This window comes from Microbacterium maritypicum (genome assembly GCF_041529975.1).
Lineage (GTDB): Bacteria > Actinomycetota > Actinomycetes > Actinomycetales > Microbacteriaceae > Microbacterium.
Genome location: NZ_CP168030.1, coordinates 1,946,198 through 1,970,184 on the forward strand (window position 1 = coordinate 1,946,198; position 23,987 = coordinate 1,970,184).

General features: G+C 69.5%; 20 protein-coding genes. 13 read left to right on the plus strand and 7 right to left on the minus strand.

The genetic code is table 11. The features are described 5' to 3' along the window. Positions 1-6: 6 nt before the first annotated feature. From ACCO44_RS09470 to ACCO44_RS09490, 5 genes are all read left to right on the plus strand, one after another. The gene (locus ACCO44_RS09470; protein ID WP_372469385.1) at positions 7-1,041 is read left to right on the plus strand and encodes a ribose-phosphate diphosphokinase; all 1,035 of its coding nucleotides are present in this window, start codon (positions 7-9) and stop codon (positions 1,039-1,041) included. Positions 1,042-1,134: 93 nt separating this feature from the next. Beyond that, positions 1,135-1,608 carry an FMN-binding protein gene (locus ACCO44_RS09475; RefSeq protein ID WP_029262596.1) on the plus strand — a complete coding sequence of 158 codons (474 nt, stop codon included), beginning with the start codon at positions 1,135-1,137 and terminating at the stop codon, positions 1,606-1,608. A gap of 14 nt (positions 1,609-1,622) precedes the next feature. Continuing rightward, on the plus strand, positions 1,623-2,504 hold the full coding sequence (locus tag ACCO44_RS09480; protein WP_372466409.1) for an FAD:protein FMN transferase: 882 nt from the start codon (positions 1,623-1,625) through the stop codon (positions 2,502-2,504). Positions 2,505-2,519: 15 nt separating this feature from the next. Further along, positions 2,520-4,094 carry an FAD-dependent oxidoreductase gene (locus tag ACCO44_RS09485; RefSeq protein WP_105711011.1) on the plus strand — a complete coding sequence of 525 codons (1,575 nt, stop codon included), beginning with the start codon at positions 2,520-2,522 and terminating at the stop codon, positions 4,092-4,094. A gap of 223 nt (positions 4,095-4,317) precedes the next feature. Then, positions 4,318-5,133: an endonuclease domain-containing protein gene (locus tag ACCO44_RS09490; protein WP_372466410.1), complete on the plus strand. Its 816-nt coding sequence runs from the start codon at positions 4,318-4,320 to the stop codon at positions 5,131-5,133. Positions 5,134-5,283: 150 nt separating this feature from the next. On the opposite strand, the gene ACCO44_RS09495 is transcribed toward ACCO44_RS09490, so the two are convergent. From ACCO44_RS09495 to ACCO44_RS09505, 3 genes are all read right to left on the minus strand, one after another. Beyond that, positions 5,284-6,792, minus strand: a complete 1,509-nt coding sequence (locus tag ACCO44_RS09495; RefSeq protein WP_372466411.1) for a sensor histidine kinase — start codon at positions 6,790-6,792, stop codon at positions 5,284-5,286. Positions 6,793-6,818: 26 nt separating this feature from the next. After that, entirely contained in the window at positions 6,819-7,547 is a 729-nt protein-coding gene (locus ACCO44_RS09500; RefSeq protein WP_029262591.1) for a response regulator transcription factor, read from the minus strand. 75 nt (positions 7,548-7,622) lie between these two features. Further along, positions 7,623-8,588: an acetylxylan esterase gene (locus ACCO44_RS09505; protein ID WP_372466413.1), complete on the minus strand. Its 966-nt coding sequence runs from the start codon at positions 8,586-8,588 to the stop codon at positions 7,623-7,625. A 123-nt stretch (positions 8,589-8,711) separates the two neighbouring features. Here ACCO44_RS09505 and ACCO44_RS09510 point away from each other — a divergent pair, with 123 nt between their 5' ends. Beyond that, complete coding sequence (locus ACCO44_RS09510; protein WP_372466414.1) at positions 8,712-12,722, plus strand: hypothetical protein; 4,011 nt, start codon at positions 8,712-8,714, stop codon at positions 12,720-12,722. Between the two features lie 72 nt (positions 12,723-12,794). Here ACCO44_RS09510 and ACCO44_RS09515 read toward each other — a convergent pair whose 3' ends face one another. After that, on the minus strand, positions 12,795-13,955 hold the full coding sequence (locus ACCO44_RS09515) for a mandelate racemase/muconate lactonizing enzyme family protein (RefSeq protein WP_372466415.1): 1,161 nt from the start codon (positions 13,953-13,955) through the stop codon (positions 12,795-12,797). Between the two features lie 82 nt (positions 13,956-14,037). Next, positions 14,038-14,841, minus strand: a complete 804-nt coding sequence (locus ACCO44_RS09520; RefSeq protein ID WP_029273785.1) for an IclR family transcriptional regulator — start codon at positions 14,839-14,841, stop codon at positions 14,038-14,040. A 335-nt stretch (positions 14,842-15,176) separates the two neighbouring features. On the opposite strand from ACCO44_RS09520, the gene ACCO44_RS09525 reads away from it, so the two are divergent. Genes ACCO44_RS09525 through ACCO44_RS09535 form a run of 3 tightly spaced genes read left to right on the plus strand, consistent with a single transcriptional unit; the run spans position 15,177 to position 18,233 of the window. Further along, positions 15,177-16,007, plus strand: a complete 831-nt coding sequence (locus ACCO44_RS09525) for a carbohydrate ABC transporter permease (RefSeq protein ID WP_231481692.1) — start codon at positions 15,177-15,179, stop codon at positions 16,005-16,007. Further along, positions 16,007-16,864: a carbohydrate ABC transporter permease gene (locus ACCO44_RS09530; protein WP_051662341.1), complete on the plus strand. Its 858-nt coding sequence runs from the start codon at positions 16,007-16,009 to the stop codon at positions 16,862-16,864. The genes ACCO44_RS09525 and ACCO44_RS09530 overlap by 1 nt, the downstream gene beginning before the upstream one ends. A gap of 52 nt (positions 16,865-16,916) precedes the next feature. Beyond that, positions 16,917-18,233 carry an extracellular solute-binding protein gene (locus tag ACCO44_RS09535; protein WP_167634495.1) on the plus strand — a complete coding sequence of 439 codons (1,317 nt, stop codon included), beginning with the start codon at positions 16,917-16,919 and terminating at the stop codon, positions 18,231-18,233. A gap of 67 nt (positions 18,234-18,300) precedes the next feature. Here ACCO44_RS09535 and ACCO44_RS09540 read toward each other — a convergent pair whose 3' ends face one another. Together ACCO44_RS09540 and ACCO44_RS09545 are read right to left on the minus strand one after the other, a co-directional pair. After that, a complete protein-coding gene (locus tag ACCO44_RS09540) occupies positions 18,301-19,020 on the minus strand; it encodes an SDR family NAD(P)-dependent oxidoreductase (protein ID WP_372466416.1) in 720 nt (239 codons plus the stop codon). Continuing rightward, the gene (locus ACCO44_RS09545; protein WP_372466417.1) at positions 19,017-19,934 is read right to left on the minus strand and encodes a dihydrodipicolinate synthase family protein; all 918 of its coding nucleotides are present in this window, start codon (positions 19,932-19,934) and stop codon (positions 19,017-19,019) included. Before ACCO44_RS09545 ends, ACCO44_RS09540 begins: the two co-directional genes overlap by 4 nt. A gap of 112 nt (positions 19,935-20,046) precedes the next feature. On the opposite strand from ACCO44_RS09545, the gene ACCO44_RS09550 reads away from it, so the two are divergent. The 4 genes from ACCO44_RS09550 to ACCO44_RS09565 all read left to right on the plus strand — a co-directional run bounded on the left by ACCO44_RS09550 (position 20,047) and on the right by ACCO44_RS09565 (position 23,964). Beyond that, the gene (locus tag ACCO44_RS09550; protein ID WP_372466418.1) at positions 20,047-20,964 is read left to right on the plus strand and encodes an SMP-30/gluconolactonase/LRE family protein; all 918 of its coding nucleotides are present in this window, start codon (positions 20,047-20,049) and stop codon (positions 20,962-20,964) included. After that, entirely contained in the window at positions 20,961-21,605 is a 645-nt protein-coding gene (locus ACCO44_RS09555; protein ID WP_372466419.1) for a bifunctional 4-hydroxy-2-oxoglutarate aldolase/2-dehydro-3-deoxy-phosphogluconate aldolase, read from the plus strand. Before ACCO44_RS09550 ends, ACCO44_RS09555 begins: the two co-directional genes overlap by 4 nt. 110 nt (positions 21,606-21,715) lie before the next feature. Continuing rightward, positions 21,716-23,179, plus strand: a complete 1,464-nt coding sequence (locus tag ACCO44_RS09560) for an ABC transporter permease (RefSeq protein WP_372466420.1) — start codon at positions 21,716-21,718, stop codon at positions 23,177-23,179. A 59-nt stretch (positions 23,180-23,238) separates the two neighbouring features. Further along, positions 23,239-23,964 (plus strand): ABC transporter ATP-binding protein, encoded by a 726-nt coding sequence (locus tag ACCO44_RS09565; protein ID WP_372466421.1) that lies wholly within the window; start codon positions 23,239-23,241, stop codon positions 23,962-23,964. Positions 23,965-23,987: the final 23 nt, after the last annotated feature.

Consider the following 23,987-nt stretch of genomic DNA (forward strand, 5'->3'; position numbering starts at 1 on the left):
CGGAGCATGGCGCGCAAGAAGAAGACGGTCGATCTGGATCGCGACAACGGCGTGGCTCCCGGCATCATCGCGAAGACGAAGAAGCGACTCGTCGTCGCCGGAGGGCGTTCGCACCCCGAGCTCACGGCGGCCGTCGCCGAGGCGCTCGGCACCGAGATCGCCCCGGTCGAGCACCGCACGTTCGCCTCCGGTGAGATCTACGCCCGCTTCGAGGTCTCGATCCGCGGTGTCGATCTCTTCCTGATCCAGACGTTCGGCGAGCCGGTCAACGAGTGGCTCATGGAGACGCTCATCATGATCGATGCCGCCAAGCGCGCATCGGCCAAGCGCATCACGGTCGTCGCTCCCTACTATCCGTATTCGCGTCAGGACAAGAAGGGCCGCGGTCGCGAGCCGATCAGCGCCCGCCTCGTCGCCGACCTGCTGAAGACCGCCGGTGCCGATCGCGTCATGAGCGTCGACCTGCACGCGGCGCAGATCCAGGGCTTCTTCGACGGCCCGGTCGACCACCTCTTCGCCAAGCCGGTGCTGCTGGACTACTTCGAGCGCACGCTCTCGCCGGCGGACCGTGAGATCCTCACGGTGGTCTCCCCGGACATGGGTCGTGTACGCGTCGCCGACACCTGGTCGGACAGCCTCGGTGCCCCGCTCGCCATCATCCACAAGCGTCGTGACCCGAAGGTGGCCAACCAGGTCTCGGTGCACGAGATCGTCGGCACCGTCGAGGGGCGCACCTGCCTCCTCGTCGACGACATGATCGACACCGGTGGCACGATCGTCAAGGCGGCCCAGGCGCTCAAGGCGGCCGGGGCGCACCGTGTGATCGTCGCGGCGACCCATGCGATCTTCAGCGACCCGGCATCCGATCGTCTGCAGGACTCGTCGATCGACGAGGTCGTCATCACCGACACGATCCCGCTCACCGAGTCGCGTCGCTGGGACAACCTCACGATCCTCCCGATCGCGCCGCTGCTCGCCCGCGCCATCCACGAGGTCTTCGAAGACGGCTCCGTGACGAGCATGTTCGGTGGCGACGCATAACGCATCGTCACGGCACAGCCCGCGCATAGACGCGGTGCTTACGGTCGAAGGGTCGACGAACCCGTCGAACGACACCGCGCCGGGAGGACCAGCATGATCCGCACGACCGTACCGACCTCTGTCCGCAAGGGTTCCGCCATCCTCGGGATCGCGGGCCTGTTCGTCCTCGCCGGGTGCTCCGGCACCGCCGACGCGGGCGACACCCCGAACGACACCGGCAGTACGCCCGACGCCGGCTCCTCGGAGTCCTCGGGCGGCGACGCGACCGCCACCTACGCAGACGGCACCTACACGGCCGACGGTTCGTACCAGACACCCGAGACGGTCGAGCAGATCTCCGTCACGCTGACCCTCGCCGACGGCGTCGTGACCGACGTCGAGGTCACGGGCGACCCGCAGGCACCTGAGACCGAGCAGTACCAGGGCCAGTTCATCGACGGCATCGCGGACGAGGTCGAGGGCAAGTCGATCGACGAGCTGAACGTCAGCCGGGTCGCCGGCTCGTCGCTCACCAGCGGCGGCTTCAACGACGCGGTCGAGTCGATCAAGGAGCAGGCGGCCTCCTAGGCGCCTGAGGCCGCATGGCGAGCTGGCGCTTCGAGGCGATCGGAACGCGCTGGGAGATCGAGACCACGGATCCGCTCGCGGACCCGGCGCGTGCGGCGGTCGACGCCGAGATCGAGCGCTTCGACCGCGAGTGGTCCCGATTCCGTGACGACTCCGCGGTGACGCGGCTGGGACGGGAGGGCGGCTCGTTCGCCTCACCGGACGCCGCTCCGATGCTCGACGCCTACCGCGAGCTCTCGGCGGCGACGGGCGGCGCGGTCAACCCGCTCGTGGCGGCGAGTCTCGAAGCCCTGGGGTACGACGCGGGCTATTCGCTCGTCGGCGGAGGCGCCGTGCGCGCTCCGGACGCCTGGCAGGCGCAGGTGTCCTGGACGACGGCCGGGGTCGCGGCATCCGCACCCGCGCTCCTCGACGTCGGCGCCCTGGGCAAGGGCCGACTGGTCGACCTGGTGATGGACCTGCTCGGAGACGTGCCGGGCGATGTGGTGGTCGATGCCGGCGGCGACATCCGGGTGCGGGGCGCCGGTGTGCGCATCGGGCTGGAGCATCCGTACGACGCGACGAAGGCGATCGGTGTCGTCGAGGTGCGCGACCGGGCGCTGTGCGCCTCCGCCGTCAACCGTCGTGCGTGGGGGAACGGGCTGCACCACGTGCTCGACGCCCGCACGGGGCTTCCGGTGCGCACCTGGGCGGCGACCTGGGCACTGGCTCCCGACGCGATGACGGCGGATGCCGTCTCGACCGCGCTGTTCTTCGACGGCGGACCGGAGCTCGCCGGCGCCTGGGGCGTGGAATGGGTGCGGATGAGCACCGACGGCCGGGTGCAGCACTCGCCGGGATGCCCCGCGGAACTGTTCATCGCGGGGGCGAACACGCGCCCCGCGGCGCCGAACTAGGGAAGAGTGGAGAACGTGATCACCTCATTCGCCGCCGCACGCCAGCGGGTCCTCGCGGTCCTGGGCTCGCTGTCGATGTATCGCCTCGTGCTGTTCGCCCTGATCGCCCTGGCGGTGATCGCGTTCGTGCTCTCGCTGCTCGGCGTGATCGTCTCGCCCACGCCGCTCGAGATGCTGGCGTCGTTCCTGGTGCTCGCGATCGTGATCTCGGCCGTCGACGCCGCGGCCCAGCGCATACTCCGACTCCCGTGGCGTATCGAATCCTCCCTCGTCACGGCCCTCATCCTCCTGTTCGTGCTCCGCCCCGGCGTCGAGCTCGGCGCGCTCCTCGGGCTCGCCCTCGCCGGAGCCGTCGCGAGCGTGTCGAAGTACCTGATCGCATGGCGCGGTCGGCACATCTTCAACCCGGCGGCGTTCGGTGCGGCCGTCGTCTCGATCCTCGGGGCTTTCGGGGCGTTCGAGTGGCTGGGCACCTCGTCGTCCTGGTGGGTCGGGACTCCGGTGCTGACGATCCCCGTGCTCCTCCTCGGCCTCGCGGTGCTGTGGCGCACCGAGAAGGTGCGGGTGGTGCTGGTGTTCGTGCTGGTCGCCGTCGCCACCTCGGTCGTGCGCCAGGCCGTGCAGGCCGTGCAGTTCGACATCGGCTTCGACGTGCTCACCGCGCTGCAGTTCGCGGTGCTGCAGTCGCCGTTCCTGTTCCTCGGGGCGTTCATGCTCTCCGAGCCGCTCACGCTTCCGCCGCGTCGCCGCCAGCAGCTCGTGGTGGCCGTCGTGGTGGGTCTGCTCGCCGGATGGCCGATCTCGGTCGCCGGCCTGTTCACGCTCGGCCAGGAGCGGGCGCTGCTGATCGGAAACCTGGTGGCCTTCGCGTTCGCGCTGCGGGGGTCGGTGCGACTCGTGCTCGAGCGTCGCGAGTTCATCACCCCGACCGCGCAGGAGCTGACGTTCCGGGCCAAGGGGCGGGTCCGGTTCCTGCCGGGGCAGTACCTCGAGCTCGACGTCCCGCATCACCGCCCCGACGCGCGCGGCACCCGTCGCGAGTTCAGCATCGTGTCGGCGCCGGCCGACCTGCCCACGTTGCGCATCGCCTACAAGAACGGCGACCAGAAGCATCCGTCGAGCTACAAGCGGGCTCTCGCCGCGGCCGAGCCGGGCGCGACGTTCGCGGTCACGGGCACCTGGGGTGACTTCATCCTGCCGCGCAGCGATCACCCGGTGCTGATGGTCGCCGCGGGCATCGGCGTCACGCCGTTCGTGTCCCAGCTGCGTCAGCTCCAGGCCGTGGGCCAGCAGCGCGACGTGGTGCTCGTGTACGTGGCGTCCGAGGCTTCCGAGCTCGCCTTCCGTGATGAGCTCGCCGCGACGGGCGTGCGCACGGTCGTGTTCACCCGAGACGAGCCGCTCGACCTGCCCGCGCACTGGACCTGGGCGCAGGGAGCACGACTGGACGCCGAGACGCTGGAGCGCACCGTCCCCGACCTCGGCACCCGCCACGCGTTCATCTCCGGACCCCCGCGCCTGATCGCCGATCTCGCCCCCGCACTGCAGAAGGCCCGCGCCCTCACGACCGACGCCTTCGCCGGCTACTGATCCGGCTCACGGCCGGCCGGCCGGTACACCCGTCGGGAGAACGGACGGATGTCGGACGACTCGCCGCGAGGCGTCCCGACATCTGTGCATCCTGCCGACGAGTGCACGGCGCATCCACTTCTGCACATCCCGCATCCGCTTCGGATCGGCCCACAACGGGCGGAATCGATCTCTATCAGCCGTCTCGGGGCATCAGGATCGGTGGATGCTCAGCGCTCTATCCGTGACAGACCTGCATGGCGGCGTCGTGCGGGGCACACTGCTCCAGAAGTACGGAATCGACCGTCGGATGCGCGCGGATGCGGTTCATGCCGGCGCCCTGATCCGTGTGAGGACAGGAGTGTTCGCCGGGCCGAACGCAGACACGACCGTCGTTGAGGCTGCCGCGCACGGCGGGGCCCTCACCTGCGCGCACGCGTTGCGCCTGTATGGCGTCTGGGCACTCGACCCCGGCGGCCCCGTTCACGTCTGGCTGGGGGCGAAGGGCCGCACCCATCACGAGACGTGCGAGTGCGTCGCGCACTTTGACGCGGGGCACGCCGGGGTGGGGCTTGCCCCATTGGAGGAAGTACTCATCCACGTCTACCGTTGCGGCGGAGACGAGGCGTTCTTCGCTGCTGTCGAGTCCGCACTGGTGCAACAGAAGATCACCGGTGCGGCACTGCGCCGCATCCGCCGCCGCCTACCGGCCCGCGCGCACTGGTTGATCGACCTGGCGCGATCGGATGCCGACAGCGGCCTCGAGTCACTGCTCCGGCTGCGCTTGCACCTGCACGGCATCAGCCTGGACTGCCAGGTGACCATCCCGTCCGTCGGGAGAGTGGATTTCGTGCTCGACGGAAGTCTGATCCTCGAGGCCGATGGGAAGGGCAACCATGACGGCCCCGCGCATCGCCACCGTGATCTCGTGAGGGATGCCGCGGCGTCGGCTCTCGGATACGAGACGCTGAGGTTCGATTACGCCCAGATCGTCCACGCCTGGCCCTCAGTCGAGACGGCCGTACTCGCCGCCATCGTACGTCTGCGTGCCCGTCACTGAGGTCTTCGAGGTCAGGCGTGTGCGTCTGTCGGGAGAATGTACGCATGTCGGACGAATCGCCGTGAGATGCCCCGACGGTCGTGCATCCTCCCGACATGTGTACGCCGACCAGGAGCGCGGCGGGCAGGATCTCCGCAGAGAGGCCGGCTTTCAGGCCTCGGACGCGTCGTCTTCGGCGGCAGCGGCCGCAGGGTTGACCGGGATGCGTACGGTGAAGGTCGTGTCGCCGGGCTCGCTGGCCACGGAGATCGTTCCGTGGTGGCCCTCGACGATGGCCTTGACGATCGCGAGGCCCAGTCCGGTTCCCCCGGTCTGGCGAGCCCGGGAGCTGTCGCCGCGGGCGAAGCGTGCGAAGAGCTCCTCGCGGATGGCGGGGTCGATGCCGGGGCCGTCGTCGTGCACGCGCAGCACGGCGTCCGCGTCCTCTCGTGCGACGCTCAGGGTGATCCTGGTGCCGGCCGGCGTGTGCGTCCGGGCGTTCGCGAGGAGGTTCGCGACGACCTGATGCATCCGTCCGGCATCGCCGACGACGGTGACGGGCTCGTCCGGCACCTCGATGCTCCAGTGGTGGTCGGTGGCCGTCGGCCGCGCATCCGAGAGTCCCTCGAGCGCCAGCTGGGTGAGGTCGACCGTGCCGTAGACCAGCTCCTGCCCCTCGTCGAGCCGTGCCAGCAGAAGCAGGTCCTCGACGAGACGGGTCATCCGCAGGGACTGCGCCTGGATGCGCTCGAGCGAGGAGGTCGTGCCCTCGATGACCTCCGGACCCTGCTCCGCGGCCGGACGCTGATGCAGCGCGCGCAGCGACAGCTCCGAGTACCCCCGGATGGAGGCGAGCGGGGTGCGCAGCTCGTGACTCGCGTCGGCGACGAAGCGGCGCATCCGCTCCTCGTTCTTCTGCCGCGAGGCCAGCGAGGTGTTGACGTGATCGAGGAGCTTGTTCAGGGAAGCCCCGACGAGACCGGTCTCGGTGCGCGGATCGGCTTCGGATGCCGGTACCCGCTCGGTGATCGTGACCTCGCCTCGATCGAGCTGCTGGTTCGCGACCCTGGTCGCGGTGACCGCGACGGCGCGGAGCGGGCGCAGGCTCACCCGGATGGTGATCGCGGTGGTCAGCGCCAGCAGGATCAGACCGCCGATGGTGGCGAGGGCGATCACGGTGAGCAGCTGCGTGAGCTGGCTCTGGATCTCGTCGCGGGGGAGCCCGGTGATCACGACGACGCCGTTGGTCGCGGGCAGCGCCATTATCCGGTACGAGCCGAGATCGCTGAGGGACACGGTGGCGACGGACGTGCCCTTCAGTGCCAGTGCGATCTCCGCCAGCTGCGTGCTGCTGAGTGACTCCAGGGATCCGGTGAGTTCCTCTCCCGACGAGTTCGTCGCGACCACCCCGCTGAAGCCGGTGACAGGGCTCGAGACCACGAACACGAGTCCGGCCGGCGGCGACGCCGTGGGGCCGGAGAGGACGTTCTGCGCCGTGGCGGAAGACGGTGCGAAGGCTCCGGTCCGATCGGCCAGCTGGTGCGCGTACCCGTTCAGCTTCTGGTCGAGCTGGTCCTCCATGGTCTTGCCCAGCGTGGCGCTGGTGATGACGGCGACGATGATGAGGATCAGCGACACGAACCCGATCACGGCGGTCATCAGCCGTGTCTGCAGGCTCATCGGCCGTCTCATCATCGTCGCTGAGCTCACTGCGGAGCCTTGATCATGTAGCCGACGCCGCGGACGGTGTGCAGCAGCGGCGTGCGACCGGCATCGATCTTCTTGCGCAGGTACGAGATGTACAGCTCGACGACGGAGGACTTGCCGCCGAAGTCGTAGCTCCAGACCCGGTCGAGGATCTGGGCCTTCGACAGCACCCGTCGCTCGTTGCGCATGAGGTAGCGGAGCAGCTCGAACTCGGTCGCGGTGAGCTCGATCTCGGTGCCGTCGCGCACGACCTCGTGGCTGTCCTCGTTGAGCGTGAGGTCGGCGACGCGGAGGATCGACTGTCCGTCGTCGGTGGTCGCGTGCCCGGTGCGGCGGATGATCGCGCGCAGCCGGGCGATGACCTCCTCCAGGCTGAACGGCTTGGTGACGTAGTCGTCACCGCCGGCGGTGAGGCCGGCGACGCGATCGCCCACGGCATCCTTGGCGGTGAGGAACAGCACCGGGACGAGGTTCCCCGACTCGCGCAGCCGCTTCAACACGGACATGCCGTCGAGGTCGGGCATCATGATGTCGAGCACGAGCGCGTCGGGTTCGAACTCCCGCGCGACCTGGAGCGCCTCCATGCCGGACGAGGCCGTGCGCACCTCCCAGCCCTCCATGCGCAGGGCCATCGCGAGCAGGTCGGTCAGCATCTGCTCGTCGTCGACGGCGAGGATGCGCAGGGGGGTGCCGTCGGGGCGGCGCAGTTCGGGCAGGTCGCTGGTCATACCCCTATTCTGCGGAATCTCCTATGTGATTTCTATGGAGATCGCTATGTGTTGTCTGGGAGGCGTGGCGCGTGGTCATGCCAGCCGCTCGTCGGGGAGGGCGAGGAAGTCGATGCCGGCCTGCAGAGCGAGCCGGTCCGACAGTTCGCCGATCTCGCCGGGAAGGTGCCCCGCGGCGCGGACGCTCAGGCGACGCGGCCCGGTCAGCGCGTGGTACACGGCGAACTGGCCCCGGGGGTCGACGGCCGGATCCTGCACCGCCGCGGTCACGTGCACGGGAATCCGCAGCCTCCGTGCCGCGATCGCCGCGTCGAAGTAGTCGAGCACCGGCCGGTCCTCCGGGTGCCGCTGCAGATGCTGACGCACGGCCTCCCCGCTCCCGGTGCATTTCCGTGTGAGCCGCACATCGTGGTCACCGAAGCTCGGCACGTCCAGCACGGCGCGCCGGAAGCGGGCGTCCCAGGGCAGGGCCATCGCGCCGATGCCGCCGCCGAAGCTGCCGCCGCTGAAGTCGAGGGCCCCGGCCGCCGCGGGCACCATCTCGAGCAGGACGGTGGCGGCGCGCCAGATGTCCGCCGCACTGAAGCGGTGCGAGTACGTGTCGCGGTGGGCGATCCCGGCCAGGACGTGCTCGTCGGGGAGGGCGGGGAAGCGGCTCGCGGTGCCGGCGTGCGTCCCGGGTGCGACCGGGAAGATCGCGGCCGTGTCGTCGGGCGCCCGGTCGAGGTCGGGTGCCGTGCGGCCCCCGTAGCCGTGTCCGACGACGAGCCCGCGAGGTGCACTCCCGAGCGTGTGCGGCAGCACCACGTAGGCCGCAGCGGCCTCACCGGCCGAGGAGTGGAAGCGGATCTCCGAGACGCGGTGCGTCGCGGTCGGTGCGAGATCTCGGGTGAGCTCCCACGAGACGGGACCCGTGCCGAACTCCTCGAAGGTCGCGCGCCAGAAGTCGTCGAAGTCGTCCGGCTCGACGGGCGACGCGGGCGGGGTCAGCAGCGCGCTGAGTGAGTACTCGGTCAACTCGACGGGAGGATCCTGGGGCACCGCACGTGTCCTTTCGGGTGGTTCTGCCTGCTCGACGTTACCGGCGTGGCACGACGAGGCGGCGTCATGGCCTGCGAGGCCGACGCATTGACATGATCGCATACGGATTGCAGTATGTGCATCATGGATTCAATGCCTGGCGATGGAGCCGAAGACAATCCTCTGCTGTGGAGCCGACGCTCCGTCCTGCGAGCGCTCGTGATCGCGGGAGTGCTTCCCCCGGTGCTCGGGTCGTCGTACGGAGCCGCTCCCGCAGCGGCGACGGAGCTCACGACGACGGGCGGCGTGTACGCCGACGCCCTCCGGCGCCTCGACAAACCGAATCTCGCGTTCACGCAGGTCGCGCAGCTGGTCGGACAGAACCACCGGATGACGTTCTCCCAGGCCACGTGGGACGGCGGGGCCACGATCGTGCGCGACCTCGAGGTCGCGCACAACGGCGGGTGGCTGCAGGTCACCGACCCGGCGCACCGCTTCGACGAGCAGTGGCTCGTGCTGGAGGGGACGCTGCCGTCGGGGAGTGCTCCCGAGCTGTACGGACCCCTGGCGCCGAGCTGGCTCGGCTTCACCTCCTACCAGGTGCTCGGCTCGCAGGCCATCGAGCTGACCACGAGCACGGACGACGTCGACCTGGTCGTCCGCTGGCGGCTCGAGGGCGCCCATCCCGAGGCGCACTACGTGCTGACGGCCAAGACCGCCGGTGACTACATCGTCGGATACCAGAGCCAGGATGCGAAGTCCCTCGACGACCTCGACGAGGTGCTGTGCGGGTCGTATCAGCACGCGCTCTCGGTGCTCGACGGATCCGCGCCCCTGGGCGCATGGGAGCTCTTCGCGCCGATGGCGCTGACCCAGTACGCCGTGGGCGATGTGGCCGTCACCTCGGGCGTGTACCTGCCCGCCGAGGTGGCCGAGTTCGTGCACGAGCGGCAGCTGATGGCCGACCGACAGCCTTACGGGATGAGTCTGCGCAACGACAGCCTCGACATCGTGCCCAGCATGTACGCGCCGCAGCCCGGGCTGCGCACGGCCATGGCCGTCGGCGAGCAGCGCGGATTCGCGTTCGGCCTCGCGGCCCGCCCGGACACCCTGTACAGCACGTATGCGCAGCTGTGCCGGAACGAGTACGGGCTGACCGCCTACCGCAGCAACGTGTACGACCGGTCGCTCACCGACGCCGTGCACGCGATGGCGGCGCTGATCGCGGTGGAACCCGACGGAGACGACTCGACCGACTACATCCCCTCGTACTCCGGCTGGTGGAATCGCGCCAAGGGGTTCGTCGACGTGGAGAACGAGGATGCCGTGCGCGCGGCGGCCAGCGGCGTCGTCCTCTCGGCGCACTATCTCACCGGCACTGCAGACGGCACTCTGTACGACCGCCGTGCGCGGCCGCTTGTCGAGTACCAGCTCTCCCGGAAGGGCATCGGGCACACACCGATGATCGGGAGCCCGGTCTACAACGACACGAGCCAGTACCGCATCGGCAGGATCCCCACGGATGCCGTGAATCTGGCGTCGCTCTACCAGCTCACGCACGGCCGCAACGCCGGCATCCAGCGGCTCGCGGTGAAGGCGACCAAGGCCGGCGTCGTCGGGCAGAGCAGGGCGCCGTTCTCGAACGCCCTCGCGACGTACCGGGTCACCGGGGATCCGGCGTACCTGGCGGAGGCGACGCTCATCGCCCGCCGCTACTCGCAGGAGCAGATCCTGAAGCCGTACCGCAGCAACGGTCAGCCGCCCGGCGGGTTCGCGTACAGCTTCTCGAAGTACTGGGTCGACCTGCTCGAGATGTTCGAGGCGACGGGTGAGGCCGAGTTCCTCGACGGTGCGTATCGGGAGGTCCAGCGCTTCATCACGCAGACGGCGGTCCGCCCGGTTCCGGGTGGCACGGTCACGGTGCCGGCCGGCCACGTGATCAAGCAGCAGTACGACTGGGAGTCGCGTTCGTCGCTGCCGTCGTATCCGACCACGAACGTGCCGACCGAGACCGTCCCGGCCTGGTACGTGTCTCCCTCGGGTCTCACGTTCGAGGCGCTGTCGTCGTTCAAGCTCGGCGTCAGCACGCTGACCAACCCGGGCGGGGGCTATGTGTTCAACCCGTGCTGGGCGGGTGCCCTGCTGCGACTGGCGCATCACACCGGCGACGAGCTGCTGGCCGACATCGCCCACAACATGGTGATCGGCCGGTTCACGACCTATCCCGGCTACTACGGCCGACAGTTCCAGGTAGCGCACATGAAGCCCGACTTCGCGACGAGCGGTCCGGTGGGCATCACCGGGTACTACTTCCATCACGCCCCCGCGCAGCTCGGCCTCGCGATGGACTACCTGCTCAGTGAGAGCTTCTACCGCAGCGGCGGGGCGATCGAGTTCCCGCACGTGTTCGAGGCCGACTTCGCCTACTTCAAGTTCTTCGCCTACGGCCACGCCCCGGGGACCTTCTTCGGCGAGGACGGCGTCTGGCCGTATCTCCCTGCGGGGCTGATCTCGGTCTCCAATCCGCTTGTCAACTGGATCGGCGGCGTCGGCAACGATGCTCTCTACGTCAGTCTCACCAACTCCGCCGGTGCGGCGCAGCAGGTGATCGTCGACCTCGCCACCGAGCTCACGGGTATTCCCCGAGGTTTCTCGGGTGCCGTCGAGCTGGTGACCGCGAACGGCAGCCGGTCCACCGGCGCGGCCGTCAACGGTCGGGTCACCGTCAGCGTGCCGGCGCGCGGGCTCGTCGCCCTCGTCATCCGGAACGTGGACGTGCAGCGCCCCGCGCTGCCGTCCGACGACGTGGCCGATCATGGCCGCGACAGCTTCCACGAGGTCGACACCGACCCCGCCACCGAATACGGGATCGCCCGCGGGATGCTCCTGGTGCGGCCCGACGGACAGGGCTACGACGCCTACGTGCAGATCGACACTGAGCAGCAGGCGACGCTGTCGTATCGCATCGGCGGGAAGCCGGCGAAGCGGGCTCCCGCGAAGGCGTATCCCTACGAGTGGACGATCCCGGTAGACGACCTCACCGACAAATTCCGGTACACGATCACCACGGGCGGGGCGACGACCGAAGAGGTGACCCTGCGGCTGCCCGCCCGGATCACCGGAGCCAACTCCGGAATCGTGGGCGACGTGATCGCGCAGGCGACGGGTACGGCCGGGGACCGCGTGCCGTTGATCTTCGAGGTGCGCAACGCGACCGGTGATCCGATCACCGGCGACATCACGGTGGCCCTGCCGGCGGGGTGGCAGCTCGACGGCACCGTACCGGCGATCACGGTCCCCGCGGAGGGCTCCGCGCGGGTGGAATCGGCGGCGATCATCGCGACGAACGCGGAGCTCGGCGAGGTCGATGTCACCGCGAACGTGACGGTCGCGGGGGAGGATCCGGTGCAGCTGCGCGCGGCCGCGATCGAGGTGATCGACCGTCGACGGCTGGTGTCACTCACCTCCGATGTCGAGATCGTCAGCGGGCCGGGCGCTGTCGCGAAGCTCACCGCGCTGGTCATCAACACGGGCGTCACCCCGCTGCAGGGCACGCTCGCGCTGTACGGCGTCAGCGGGTGGAGTGTGGGGCAGCAGAGCACGAGCATCACGGTGCCGCCGCGATCCGACCTCACCCACACCTGGACGGTGACCGCCGGGTCGGGCGTCGCGCCCGGCTCGTCGACGCGGTTCGAAGCGCGACTCGATCAGACCCTGCGCCGGGGCGTGCTCGTGCGCGTCGCCGACGAGGGTGTCATCGCGCACACCCAGTCCCCGTGGCCGGGCTACCTGGAGTCCGGCAACTGGTACCCCAGTGGACTCTCCGGATGGAACGGCACGAGGACGCGGTACAGCGACTCCGACTCGGTGGGCAGCACGGTGACGTGGAACGTGGAGCTGCCGGACGCCGGGCTCTACCGCGTCTCGGTCTGGTACCCCACGAACTCGACGACCACGACCTCGGCGGCCTACGTCGTGGAGCATCAGGACGGCAGCTCCGAGGTCATCGTGGACCAGACGCAGGGCGCGGCGGCCTGGCGTTCGCTGGGCTCGTTCCGCTACGCCGCCGGGGCCACCGGCACGGTCCGACTCGAAGTCCGCAACACCAGCATCCACCGGGTCAGCGCCGCACAGTTCGTGCGCATCGGGAACTGACGCGAAAGAACGGGTGGGTGGGCCGGAGAGATCCGGCCCACCCACCCGTTCTTCGTCGGATGTCGATGCGGATCAGTGCCGCACGTACTCCTGGATCGCGTCCTCGTCGACGGTCACGCCGAGCCCGGGGCCGGTCGGCACGACGAACCCGCCGTCTGCGCGCACCTCGAGCGGGGTCGTCAGCAGGCGGTTGGCGACGGGAAGGGTGAACGGCTGGTACTCGAAGGCGAGGAGCGACGCGGCGCTCGCCGCGACATGCACGCCGGCGGCCATCGCGATGCCGAACGCAGCGGAGTGGTGCGGCGCCACCGGCACGTGGAAGGCATCGGAGACCGCGGCGATCGCGAGGCCTTCGGTGATGCCGGTGCGGCCGATGTCGGGCTGGGTCAGACCGACCGCGCGGCGGGTGAGCCAGTCCGTGAACTCGAAGCGGCTGCGCATGGCCTCGCCGATCGCGATCGGGGTGGCGAGAGCGGTCGCGAGGTCGCGGTGCCCCTCGACGTCCTCCGGGGCGAGCGGCGCCTCGAAGAACCAGGCGCGCCGGTCGTCCAGCTCGCGGCCGAGTGCGCGTGCCTCGCCGAGCCTATACGTCCAGTGCGCGTCGAGCGCGACGTCGAGGTCGGGGTGCACACCGCGGACGGCGTCGTAGGTCGCCAGGTCGGTGCGGATGTCGACACCGAGGTGCAGCTTGATCCGGCGGACGCCGCCCTCCACGAGCTCTGCGGTCTTCTCGGCGCGCTCGATGTCGTCGACACCGCGGATGCCGGAGACGTAGGTCGGCAGCACCTCGTGGAAGCGTCCGCCGGCGAGCTCGGACACCGAGAGGCCGGTGGCGTGGCCCCAGAGGTCCCAGAGCGCGATGTCGACGGCGGCCATGGCGTCGGCCTGGTGCCCGGTGAGGTGTCCGCGCTCGCGCATCGACTCGGTCATGCGGTGCCACAGCGTGCGCACCGAGCGCGGATCCTCGCCGAGGATGAGCGGGGTGAGCAGGTTGTCGACGATGGCCGCGGCGACGACGGGGGCCACGGGGGCGAGCGCCTCGCCCCAGCCGACCAGACCCTCATCGGTCTCGATCTTGACGAGCAGCGTCTCGTATCCGGGGGAGTACAGGCTCCGCCACGGCGGACGGATGACGTACCCGCGGTGATCCACGGCGGTGTCGCCGGCGTACGAGTTGTTCGCATCCTCCTTCGACAGGTAGAGGGGGAAGGTCTGGACGCGCGTGATTCTCACTGGGGTCTCCAATAGACGGGGTGGTCGAACGGCCGGCGGCAGGTGCCGTCGTCAGAGGGGGAAGCCGCAGTGCGGCCGAGGGTCAGAGTGCCGCGAACGCCGAAGCGGTGCGGGACGGGCTGTACCCGAGGGCCACCGAGATCTCGTCGGCGGCTTCGATGAGCTGCAGGGCGAGCTCCTGATGCGGTTCGTGCAGGTCGAGCACGGAGAGGGGGCCGCTGGCAGAGATGCCCGCGACGATCTCACCCGCCCGGTTGCGGATCGGTGCGGCGATGCAGGCGCGACCGAAGGCGAGCTCCTCGATCTCGGTCGCGTAGCCGCGGCTGCGCGTCTCGTCGAGGGCGGTCTGCATCGCCGCGCGGTCCACGATCGTGTGCGGCGTGAAGCGCTGCGGCGTCTGCGCGAAGTACTCGTCGACCTGTGCATCGGACATGCCCGACAGCAGGGCCTTGCCGATGCCCGTGGCGTGCAGCGGTCCGGTGCGGCCCGCCATGGCGAACGACTTCGGCGCCAGGGCGCCTTCGAAGTTGCAGAGGTAGGTGAACGTGAAGCCGCTGAGCTCGGCCACGTTCACGCCGATCTCGATGCGGCGCGCCAGGTTCTGCGCGATCTGCCGCGAGGCGCGGAAGATGGGCGAGCCGTTGATCGCGACCGTGCCCAGCGACACCGCCGCGGGGCCGAGGCGGTAGAGGCCCGTGCGGGCGTCCTGCACCACGAACTTCATGCGGTCGAGTGCCGACATCATGCGAGAGACCGTCGACTGGCCGAGGCCGGTCAGCGTGCAGAGCTCGGAGACCCTCAGCTCGCCGGATTCCTCCGTGAAGCATGCGAGCAACGACATCGCCCGTTCGACGGTCTGCGTGCCGCCTACCGATTCCGACGCCATGGTGACTCCTCCTTGGTGATGTGGCCGCATCTGCGCGACCGCGGCTCGTCGCCGTTGCCAGTCATCCTATTCAGCGAAATGGCTTCGAGCAACACAAATGTGGGTGTCTTATGCATTTTGTGGATTTCGCATCCGCATTGTGGTTAACTGGCCGCACGTCGACGTCGACGACTGTGACGACGATGCGCAGGGCCCTCCGGGGTCGTCTCTACTGGAAAGTGACTGCAATGCAACAAGCCATACTCGAGCGGCCCGCAGAGAGCGAGCAGAAGGCCGTCGAGCCTCGCTCAGGGCGGCGCTCCACGTTGGGGGCGAAGGACCGCACCTTCGGTTTCATGATCGCACTTCCCGCGGTCCTCCTGTTCCTCGTGATCGCGATCTTCCCTCTCGTGTCGAGCATCTGGACCAGCCTGTACGACCAGTCGCTGCTCCGCCCCGAGCGCACGTTCGTCGGCCTCGACAACTACGTGGCCGTCTGGGACGAGTTCTTCGCCCGTCTCGGCACCACCCTGGTGTTCGCCTCGCTCGCGACGGTCTTCCCGCTCATCCTCGGCGTCGCCCTCGCGTTGCTGCTGAACGCCCGCATGCGCGGACGCAACATCCTGCGCGGCGCGCTCATGCTGCCGTGGCTGCTGCCCGGTGTGGTCGTCTCCTTCCTCTGGGCGTGGATCTTCAACGACAGCTACGGCGTCGTCAACCACGTGCTCTCGATCTTCGGGCTCCCCGAGGTCAGCATGCTCGGCACCCCCACCGGCGCGATGGCCGCGGTGGTCATCGCCAAGACCTGGCACTCGTTCCCCTGGATCATGGTCGTCGCCCTCGCGGTGCTGCAGACCCTGCCGAGCGAGCAGATCGAGGCCGCCACCATCGACGGCGCCACGCGCGCCCAGCGGTTCCGTCACATCTCCCTGCCGCACATCGCCGGCCCCGTCACCCTCGTCGCGGTGCTCGAGTTCATCTACAACTTCGGCAACTTCGACACCATCTTCGTGATGACCGGCGGTGGGCCGGGCAACTCGACCACGACGCTCGCGGTCAGCCTCTACGACCTCGCCTTCGGCAGCTACGAACTCGGCAAGGCCTCCGCCATGGGCGCCCTCTGGCTCGTCCTGCTCGCGATCATCACGAGCGGATACCTGTTCCTCAACCGACGGCTGGAGAAGTGATGCGCCGTAGTCGCGATGTGGGGGAGTCGATCATCCGCCCCCACCTGTCCATCCCGGGGCGCGTGCTGCTCCTGCTGCTGGCGCTGTTCGGCCTGCTGCCGGTCTACTGGCTCACGGCGACCGCGTTCACGAAGAAGGAGGATGTCTTCTCCCTGGATCGGCCGTTCTTCCCGGTCGACCCGACGTTCGACAACTTCATCGGCTTCTTCCAGAACGACCTCCTGCTGAAGAACCTGCTGAACAGCATCATCGTCTCCACCGGCACGGCACTGCTCGCGGTGCTCGTCGGCGGTCTGATGGCGTACTCGCTGTCGAAGTTCCGCTACCGCGGCCGCAACGCGATCATGTTCATGTTCCTCATCGGTCAGCTCATCCCGGGTGCGCTGCTGCTCATCTCGCTGTACCTGATGCTGAGCTCGGCAGGACTGCTGTACACCTACACGGCGCTGATCATCTCGTTCACGACGTTCACCCTGCCGCTCGCAGTGTTCCTGCTGAAGGGCATCATCGACGCCCTTCCCGACGACATCCTCGAGGCGGCCAAGGTCGACGGTCTCTCCCGCACCGGGACGATGTTCCGCATCGTGTTCCCGCTCGTGGTCCCCGGTCTCATCACCGCGGGCATGTTCGCCTTCATGCGCGGCTGGAGCGATCTCCTCTTCGCCCTCACGCTCGCCGGCCCCGACAAGCAGACGCTGCCGGCAGGTCTGACCCAGGCGTTCATCCGCGAGGGCACGGCCGACTGGCCGGCGCTCATGGCGGCGTCCCTCATCACGTCGCTCCCGCTCGTCATCATCTTCGTCCTCCTGCAGCGCTACTTCGTCTCCGGCCTCGCCGCCGGAGCCGTCAAGGGGTAGCCATGCGTCTCCCGAACAGCTCTACCCCCATCACCTCGAAGGAGCAGTCTCCATGACCATCTCGAACTCACAGCTGAGCCGCCGAGCCTTCCTCGGAGGCGGCACCGTGCTCGCCGCATTCGGTGCCCTCGCGCTCGCCGGGTGTGCAACGCCCGCCGCCCCCGGCGCCGGTGCCGGAGGGGCCTCGGCCGGTGCCGCGACAGCAGCCAAGACGATCAACTTCTACGGCAACTCGCTCGGCGAGGAGGCGCTGAAGTCCGCGTGGCAGGGCATCCTCGACGGGTTCTCCAAGAAGGAGGGCGTCAAGGTCGCCCCGGTCATCTACCCGTACGACCAGGCGGCCACGCAGCTCGCTCTGACCGGGCGCTCCGGCAACCTCATGGGCGTCGGTCAGTCGGGCGGGTGGCAGGTCCTCACGCCGATGAACGTGCTCGCCGACCTCACCGACCTCGCCAAGGGGCTCGGCATCCCGCAGGGCGTGCTCGACTCGTACACGATGGACGGCAAGCTGCTCGTGCTGCCGCTCACGGCCGCCGGCATCGGCATCATCACCAACGGCGAGATCGCGAAGAGCGTCGGCATCAAGTCGGGTATGACGGTGGAGCAGTTCGCCACCGCGCTCGAGAAGATCAAGAAGCAGGACAAGTCGCTGATCCCGTACGCCGCGGTCACCAAGAACCCCGACCTCAAGGACTCCGTGCCGTGGATGTGGGGCTTCGGCAGCGATGTCGTCACCGACGACCTCAAGTGCACGCTGGGCGACGCCGAGAGCGTCGAGGCCGTCACCTGGTACAAGTCCCTGCAGGACCAGGGTCTGACCCAGACGAACGTCGCCCGCAGCGATGCCCGCATCCTGTTCGCCAGCGGCCGGGCCGCGCTCTACGACGACGCCCCGCTCGCCTCGACCTTCGTCAAGACGAACGGCGCCGCGCAGAACATCATCGACAACATCGGGGCTATCTCGCGTCCGACGGCCGGGGGCAAGGACTCCTTCAACCGGGCGTGGGGCAGCGGCGTGTTCGCGACGGCGGGCGAGGGCGAGCTCACCAGCCGCGACTTCATCCTCTACGCGGCGACCAACGTCGAAGCGGCGACGGCGCTGTACGAGAACTCCGCCGTGGCTCCGGCCGCCAAGAGCGTCGCCGACAAGATCCCGGCGCTCGCGGCCGACAAGTTCCAGGGCGCGTTCCGCACGGAGGTCTCCGAGCACGCTCGTGGCGCCGCGTGGGACCGTGTCGCCGTGACGGCGCAGATCGATGCCGCGATCGGTGCCGGGGTCGCGACGATCCTCGCCGGTCAGGTCGAGGCCCAGGCCGGGCTCAACGCGCTGAAGAAGGAAGTCCAGGGGCTGCTCGACTCCAACGCCTGAGCCCCCGCACGAAGAAGGCCGCGTCCCGAAAGGGGACGCGGCCTTCTTCGTCGTGTGGACTGCGGGATCAGAGCCAGCGATCCCGCAGGACCGGCTTTAGCCAGGCTGCGGGGGACGAGATCGAAAGGCCGCCGTCGACCGCGATGGACGTTCCCGTGACGAAGGAGGCGGCGTCGGAAGCGAGGAATGCCACGACCGAGGCGACCTCCTCCGGTCGGCCGATGCGTCCGAGGGGGTAGCCCTCGCTCTCACCGGTGTCCGCGGCTGAGATGCTGCCCGGCTGCACGGCGTTGACCCGGATGCCCCGAGGGCCGTTGTCGAGCGCGAGCTGCCGCACGAGGCCGTCCACGCCCGCCTTGGCGGCTGCGTAGGCGGGCAGGGCAGGGGCGGCGAGCGATGAGTTCACCGAGGTGACCGCGACGATCGACGATCCGCGCGTGAGGCGGGGGAGTGCCGCCCGCGCCACGAAGAACGCCGAGTCCAGCGTCGCGCCGAGCGCTCCGCGCCAGTCGTCGTCGCTCGTGGACTCGGCGCGCGCGATCGGCATGCGGCCCGCGGCGAGCACCACGACATCGAGGCGGCCCAGCGCCAGCTCGGCGTCGGCGACGGCGCGGTCGGCGGCCTCCGGCGCGCTGCAGTCCGCGACGAGGTAGCGCTCGAAGACCGGGTCTGCCGGGTCCTCGAGCCCCACGCCGACGACGGCGTCTCCGCTGTCGACGAAGGCGCGGGCGATCGCGAGTCCGATGTCGGAACTGCCGCCGATCAGCAGCACGCCGCGGCGTGTCACACGCGCACCGTGGCGGGGATCGGGGGAAGGGCGAGCTCGTCGATCACGAGCTTGACCGAGGCGCGGCTGCCCGCGTCCAGGCGCGATGCGGGGTAGCGCACCGTGGCATGGTCGATCACGCCGCGTGCGACGAGCACCTCCTTGTGCACCGCCCAGGCGATGCCTCCCTGCAGACCGATGAGCACGAGAGGGAGCATACGACGGAACTCGGCACGCGCCTCCTCGACGCGCCCCTCGGTGAACAGCGCGAGCACGGGGCCGAGCAGGTCGGGGAACTCGCAGGCCGGCATCGTGCCCACCGCGCCCCTGGCGTACTCCTCCAGGCAGAACTGGGCGTTCTGACCGCCGAGCACCGCGAAGTCGGGGTCCTCGATCGCGGCGACCACCGCTCCGACCTTGGGGGCGGTCGGCGGCGCCTCGACCTTGACGGAATCGACGCCGTCGAGGCGGGCGATCTCGGCGATCAGGCTCGGCGCCATGGCCACGCCGGTGACACCGGGCGCATCCTGCACCATGACGGAGAGCGAGGTCGCGGCGGCCACGTCGCCGTAGAAGTCCACGAGCGTGCCGGCGGGCGGCTTCACCATGAACGGCGGGAGCACCATGAGGGCATCCGCGCCGCCCTCCTCGGCGAGGAGGGACTGCTCGATGGACGTCGCGGTGGAGGTGCCGTTGACGCCGGCGATCACGGGGATCCGCCCGTCGACGACCCGGACGACATCGTCCAGGATCGTGCGGCGCTCTTCGGTCGTGAGAGCGAAGCCCTCGCTCGCCATCCCGAAGACGGCGACGCCGTCGACGCCGGACGCGAGCTGGAACTCGACCAGTCGGCGCAGGCTCGCGCGGTCGAGGGCGCCCGTCTCGTCGAACGGAGTCGCCAGAATGGGCATCAAGCCGTGGAGTGTCGGAGCCATCAGCTGTTTCCCCGCTTCATCATCGTGTGTCCACATTTCTCGCAAGTGTTATGCATATTGTGAGATAGTCTGCCACATAACGGTTACGAGCTACCAGCGAAGGATGATCCGGATGTCGCACACCCCGCCCTCCCGAACCGTCGAGATCCTCTCCGACGCCCGTTACGTGCAGGCCGAATCGCCGCGCTGGGACGGTCGAGACGGCGGCCTCGCCTGGATCGACATGGCCACCGGGTCGCTGCATCGCGGTCGACTCGAGCACGGCAGGGTGATCCCCGAGACCGCGGTCGTCATCGGTGCGCAGATCGGAGCCCCGATCCCGCTCGCGGAGCCGGGTGCCGGATGGCTGGTGGGTGTCGATCGCCGCGTGGTGCACATCGGCGACGACGCGGTCGTCACGGCGCTCACTGGCGACGTCGCCGCACCGGGCGACTACATGAACGACGGCGGCGGCGACCCCTCCGGCCGCTTCTGGGTGGGCAGTCAGTCGATGCCGCGGGATCCCCACTGCACGCTGTGGAGCATCGGCGCCGACGGCATCCCCGTCGCGCGCCTCGATGGTGTGACCGTGTCGAACGGCCTCGCCTTCGATCCGACGGGATCCACCCTCTATTACATCGACACCCTGCCGCACCGCAGCATCGAGGCCTTCGACGTGGCCCCCGACGGCACGCTGTCGAACCGCCGCACGGTGTGCCGCGTCGATGGCGGCAACCCCGACGGCATGACCATCGACCTCGACGGCAACCTCTGGGTCGCGGTGTGGGACGCCGCCGAAGTGCGTCGATACTCGCCCGAGGGCGAACTCCTGGAGACGATCGCCCTCCCGGCGAAGCGACCGACCGCGGTCGCCCTCGTCGGTTCGGTGCTCGTGATCACGACGGCGAGCATCGGACTCGCAGCACCCGGAGAGGCCGACGGCGCGCTGCTCGGCGTGCAGGTCGACGTCGGCGGGATTCCGGCGTGGCCCTGGGCGGGTGAGGCGCCCGTCCAGCACGGTGCCGGGTCGATCGCGGAGGCGGCGCTGTGAGCACCGTGGACAACGCGCAGCTCCGGGAGCGGCTGCGGACCGCGCGGCTCGTCGCGATCCTCCGGGGTACCGACGTCGATGCGACGGTGGCCGCGGCGCGCACGCTCATCGATGCGGGCGTCGTGACGCTGGAGATCGCCCTCACCCTGCCGGACGCCGAGGAAGCGATCGCCCAGGTCGTGCGGGATGCTCCGGACGAGGCGCTGATCGGCGCCGGGACCGTGCTCAGCGAGGCCGATGTGGAGCGCGCAGCAGCGGCCGGAGCGCAGTTCATGGTGACGCCCACCCTCAGCGCCTCGGTCGAGTACGCGGTCGCGCAGGGGATCGGCGTGCTCCCCGGGGTGTACACGCCCACGGAGATCCAGCGCGGTCACGACCTCGGCAGTGCCGCGGTCAAGCTGTTCCCCGCGTCGGCGCTCGGAGCCGGCTTCATCCGCGCGGTGCGCGATCCGTTCCCCGATGCGCGGATCATCCCCGTGGGCGGAGTGAGTGTCGACACCGTGGGCGAGTACCTGGCCGCGGGGGCGTTCGGGATCGGGGTCGGGGGGCCACTCATCGGCGATGCCGCGACTCCAGGCGGCGATCTCGCGGCGCTCGCCGTTCGCGCCCGATCGTTCGTGGAGGCGCTGCACGGCGCCTGACCCCCGGTCACCCGTTCCATAGGTTCCTCATCACCCGTCCCTCGATCTCGCAAATGCGCGCTTCCTAACGTCGATCTCACCCCCGCGATGGCCGCGGCGGAAGGAGAGAGATGTACGGAACATATCTGCGGCGGGAACTCGCCGGCCGAAAGAAGCAGACGCTGATCGTGGCGGTCGGATTGGCGATCGCGATCGCCCTCGTGATCGTCGTCAACGCCCTGACGACCGGCGTGCGCGATGCGCAGACGCAGGCGCTGGAATCCGTCTACGGTGTCGGCACCGATCTCACCGTGACGGGGGCGGCCACCGAGCCCGGCGAGGGCGGAGGGCCCCGCTTCGACTTCGACGCGGACGCGGGGGAGACCGATGGTGAGACCACCACTCTCGCGCAGTCGATGCTGCGGACGGACTTCCTGCGCGGCACGCTCGACTCCTCGGTGCTCGACACGGTCGCATCCACGGAGGGTGTCGCAGCAGCCTCCGGTGCGTTGAGCCTCACGAACTCCACCTTCTCCGGTGAGATGCCCAGCGGCGGGTTCGCTCCGCAGGACGGCGGGCAGGGAGCCGCCCCCGAAGAGGGGCAGGCGCCCTCGGAGGGCGGACAGGGTGGCGGAGGATCGTTCGGCGTCGACTCGTTCTCCGTGCTCGGGATCGATCCCGCCGCGACGGCGATCGGCCCGCTCGCCTCGGCCGAGGTGACCGAGGGACGCGGATTCGACGCGGACGACGGCGATGCCCTCGTCGCCCTCGTCGACGGCACATACGCCGCGACGAACGAGATCTCCGTCGGCGACGCCATGGATGTGGCCGGCTCCGACGTCGAGGTCGTCGGACTCCTCGACTCGACCTCGGACAGTGCGGACACCGCGGCGAACGTCTACCTGCCGTTGAGCACCGCGCAGACCCTCGCGGGAGTCGAGGACGTCATCTCCACCGTCTACGTGCAGGCCGACTCGGCTGCGTCGATCGACGCCGTGCAATCCGCGCTCGCCGACGAGCTTCCGGAGGCGACCATCACCTCGCAGTCCGAGCTCGCATCGACCGTCTCCGGATCACTCTCGAACGCGAGCGCCCTGATCACGAACCTCGGCACGTGGCTGTCGATCATCGTGCTCGCCGTCGCCGTGCTGCTCTCGGTGCTCCTCACCCTGTCGGGCGTCGGACGTCGCACCCGGGAGTTCGGCACGCTCAAGGCGATCGGCTGGTCGAACGGCAGGGTCGTGCGCCAGGTGGCGGGCGAGTCCATGGTGCAGGGCCTGATCGGTGGGGCCGTCGGGCTCGCCCTCGGTGTCGCCGGCATCGTGGTGATCAACATCCTGAAGCCCACTGTCGCGGCGAGCGGTGCCGGTCAGGGCCCCGGCGCCGGCGGCATGGGCGCCGGCCCGACCGGGGGCGCGGGTGGGATGGTGCCGACGCCGCAGGCGGCCGACATCGTGCTGCAGGCGCCGTTCACACCCTGGGTGCTGGTGGCAGCGGTGGGTCTCGCGGTGCTCGGCGGTCTCGTGGCGGGTGCATTCGGCGGTTGGCGCGCCGCGCGTCTCAGCCCGGCGGAAGCACTGCGGTCGGTCGCATGATCCCGTCCGGCATCGGCGACAGCGGCCCGTCCACAGCGGCATACGAGAAGGAGAAGCACATGACCATGGCAGACATCGTGGAGACCACAGGGGGTCCGGAGCAGGATCGACCGCTCTACCGCGCGGCAGGAGTGACGCGCACCTATACGCAGAAAGGACGCATCGTGAAGGCGCTGACCGGAGTGGATCTGCAGATCCTGCCCGGCGAGTTCGTCACGATCCAGGGCCCGACCGGGGGAGGGAAGTCGACGCTGCTGCAGCTGCTGGGCGCGCTCGACACTCCCTCCACCGGTTCGCTCCTGCTCGACGGTCGAGAGCTGTCCTCGGCGTCGGCGAAGGAGCTCGCTCGCATCCGTGCCGAGGAGATCGGCTTCGTCTTCCAGGGGTTCAACCTGATCCCCACGCTCACCGCCGCGGAGAACGTCGACATGGCGCTCGAGCCGTTGCACCTCGACAGGGAGGAACGGCGGAAGCGGGTCGCGGCGGCGCTGTCGCACGTCGGTCTCGACGACCGCGTCGACCACCTGCCCACCGAACTGTCGGGCGGGCAGCAGCAGCGTGTGGCGATCGCGCGGGCGATCGTGAAGCGCCCCCGGGTGCTCCTCGCGGATGAGCCGACCGGCAACCTCGACGAGAGCATGCGGGACGAGATCCTGACGCTGCTCCAGTTCCTGTGCGCGGAAGGCATCACCATCATCGTGGTCACCCACGATTCGGCGGTAGCCCGGCGGGCGACTCGACGTCTGCGCCTGACGAAGGGCGTCGTGCAGGACATCACGAAGTAGGGCGGTGCGGAGGACGGGGGCAC

Bases quoted from the DNA above. Each gene is read 5' to 3' on its own strand.
- ACCO44_RS09470 (WP_372469385.1), top strand. From the start codon at position 7: ATGGCGCGCAAGAAGAAGACGGTCGATCTGGATCGCGACAACGGCGTG.
- ACCO44_RS09475 (WP_029262596.1), top strand. From the start codon at position 1,135: ATGATCCGCACGACCGTACCGACCTCTGTCCGCAAGGGTTCCGCCATC.
- ACCO44_RS09480 (WP_372466409.1), top strand. From the start codon at position 1,623: ATGGCGAGCTGGCGCTTCGAGGCGATCGGAACGCGCTGGGAGATCGAG.
- ACCO44_RS09495 (WP_372466411.1), bottom strand. From the start codon at position 6,792: ATGAGCCTGCAGACACGGCTGATGACCGCCGTGATCGGGTTCGTGTCG.
- ACCO44_RS09500 (WP_029262591.1), bottom strand. From the start codon at position 7,547: ATGACCAGCGACCTGCCCGAACTGCGCCGCCCCGACGGCACCCCCCTG.
- ACCO44_RS09510 (WP_372466414.1), top strand. From the start codon at position 8,712: ATGGATTCAATGCCTGGCGATGGAGCCGAAGACAATCCTCTGCTGTGG.
- ACCO44_RS09520 (WP_029273785.1), bottom strand. From the start codon at position 14,841: ATGGCGTCGGAATCGGTAGGCGGCACGCAGACCGTCGAACGGGCGATG.
- ACCO44_RS09525 (WP_231481692.1), top strand. From the start codon at position 15,177: ATGATCGCACTTCCCGCGGTCCTCCTGTTCCTCGTGATCGCGATCTTC.
- ACCO44_RS09530 (WP_051662341.1), top strand. From the start codon at position 16,007: ATGCGCCGTAGTCGCGATGTGGGGGAGTCGATCATCCGCCCCCACCTG.
- ACCO44_RS09535 (WP_167634495.1), top strand. From the start codon at position 16,917: ATGACCATCTCGAACTCACAGCTGAGCCGCCGAGCCTTCCTCGGAGGC.
- ACCO44_RS09545 (WP_372466417.1), bottom strand. From the start codon at position 19,934: ATGGCTCCGACACTCCACGGCTTGATGCCCATTCTGGCGACTCCGTTC.
- ACCO44_RS09550 (WP_372466418.1), top strand. From the start codon at position 20,047: ATGTCGCACACCCCGCCCTCCCGAACCGTCGAGATCCTCTCCGACGCC.
- ACCO44_RS09560 (WP_372466420.1), top strand. From the start codon at position 21,716: ATGTACGGAACATATCTGCGGCGGGAACTCGCCGGCCGAAAGAAGCAG.
- ACCO44_RS09565 (WP_372466421.1), top strand. From the start codon at position 23,239: ATGACCATGGCAGACATCGTGGAGACCACAGGGGGTCCGGAGCAGGAT.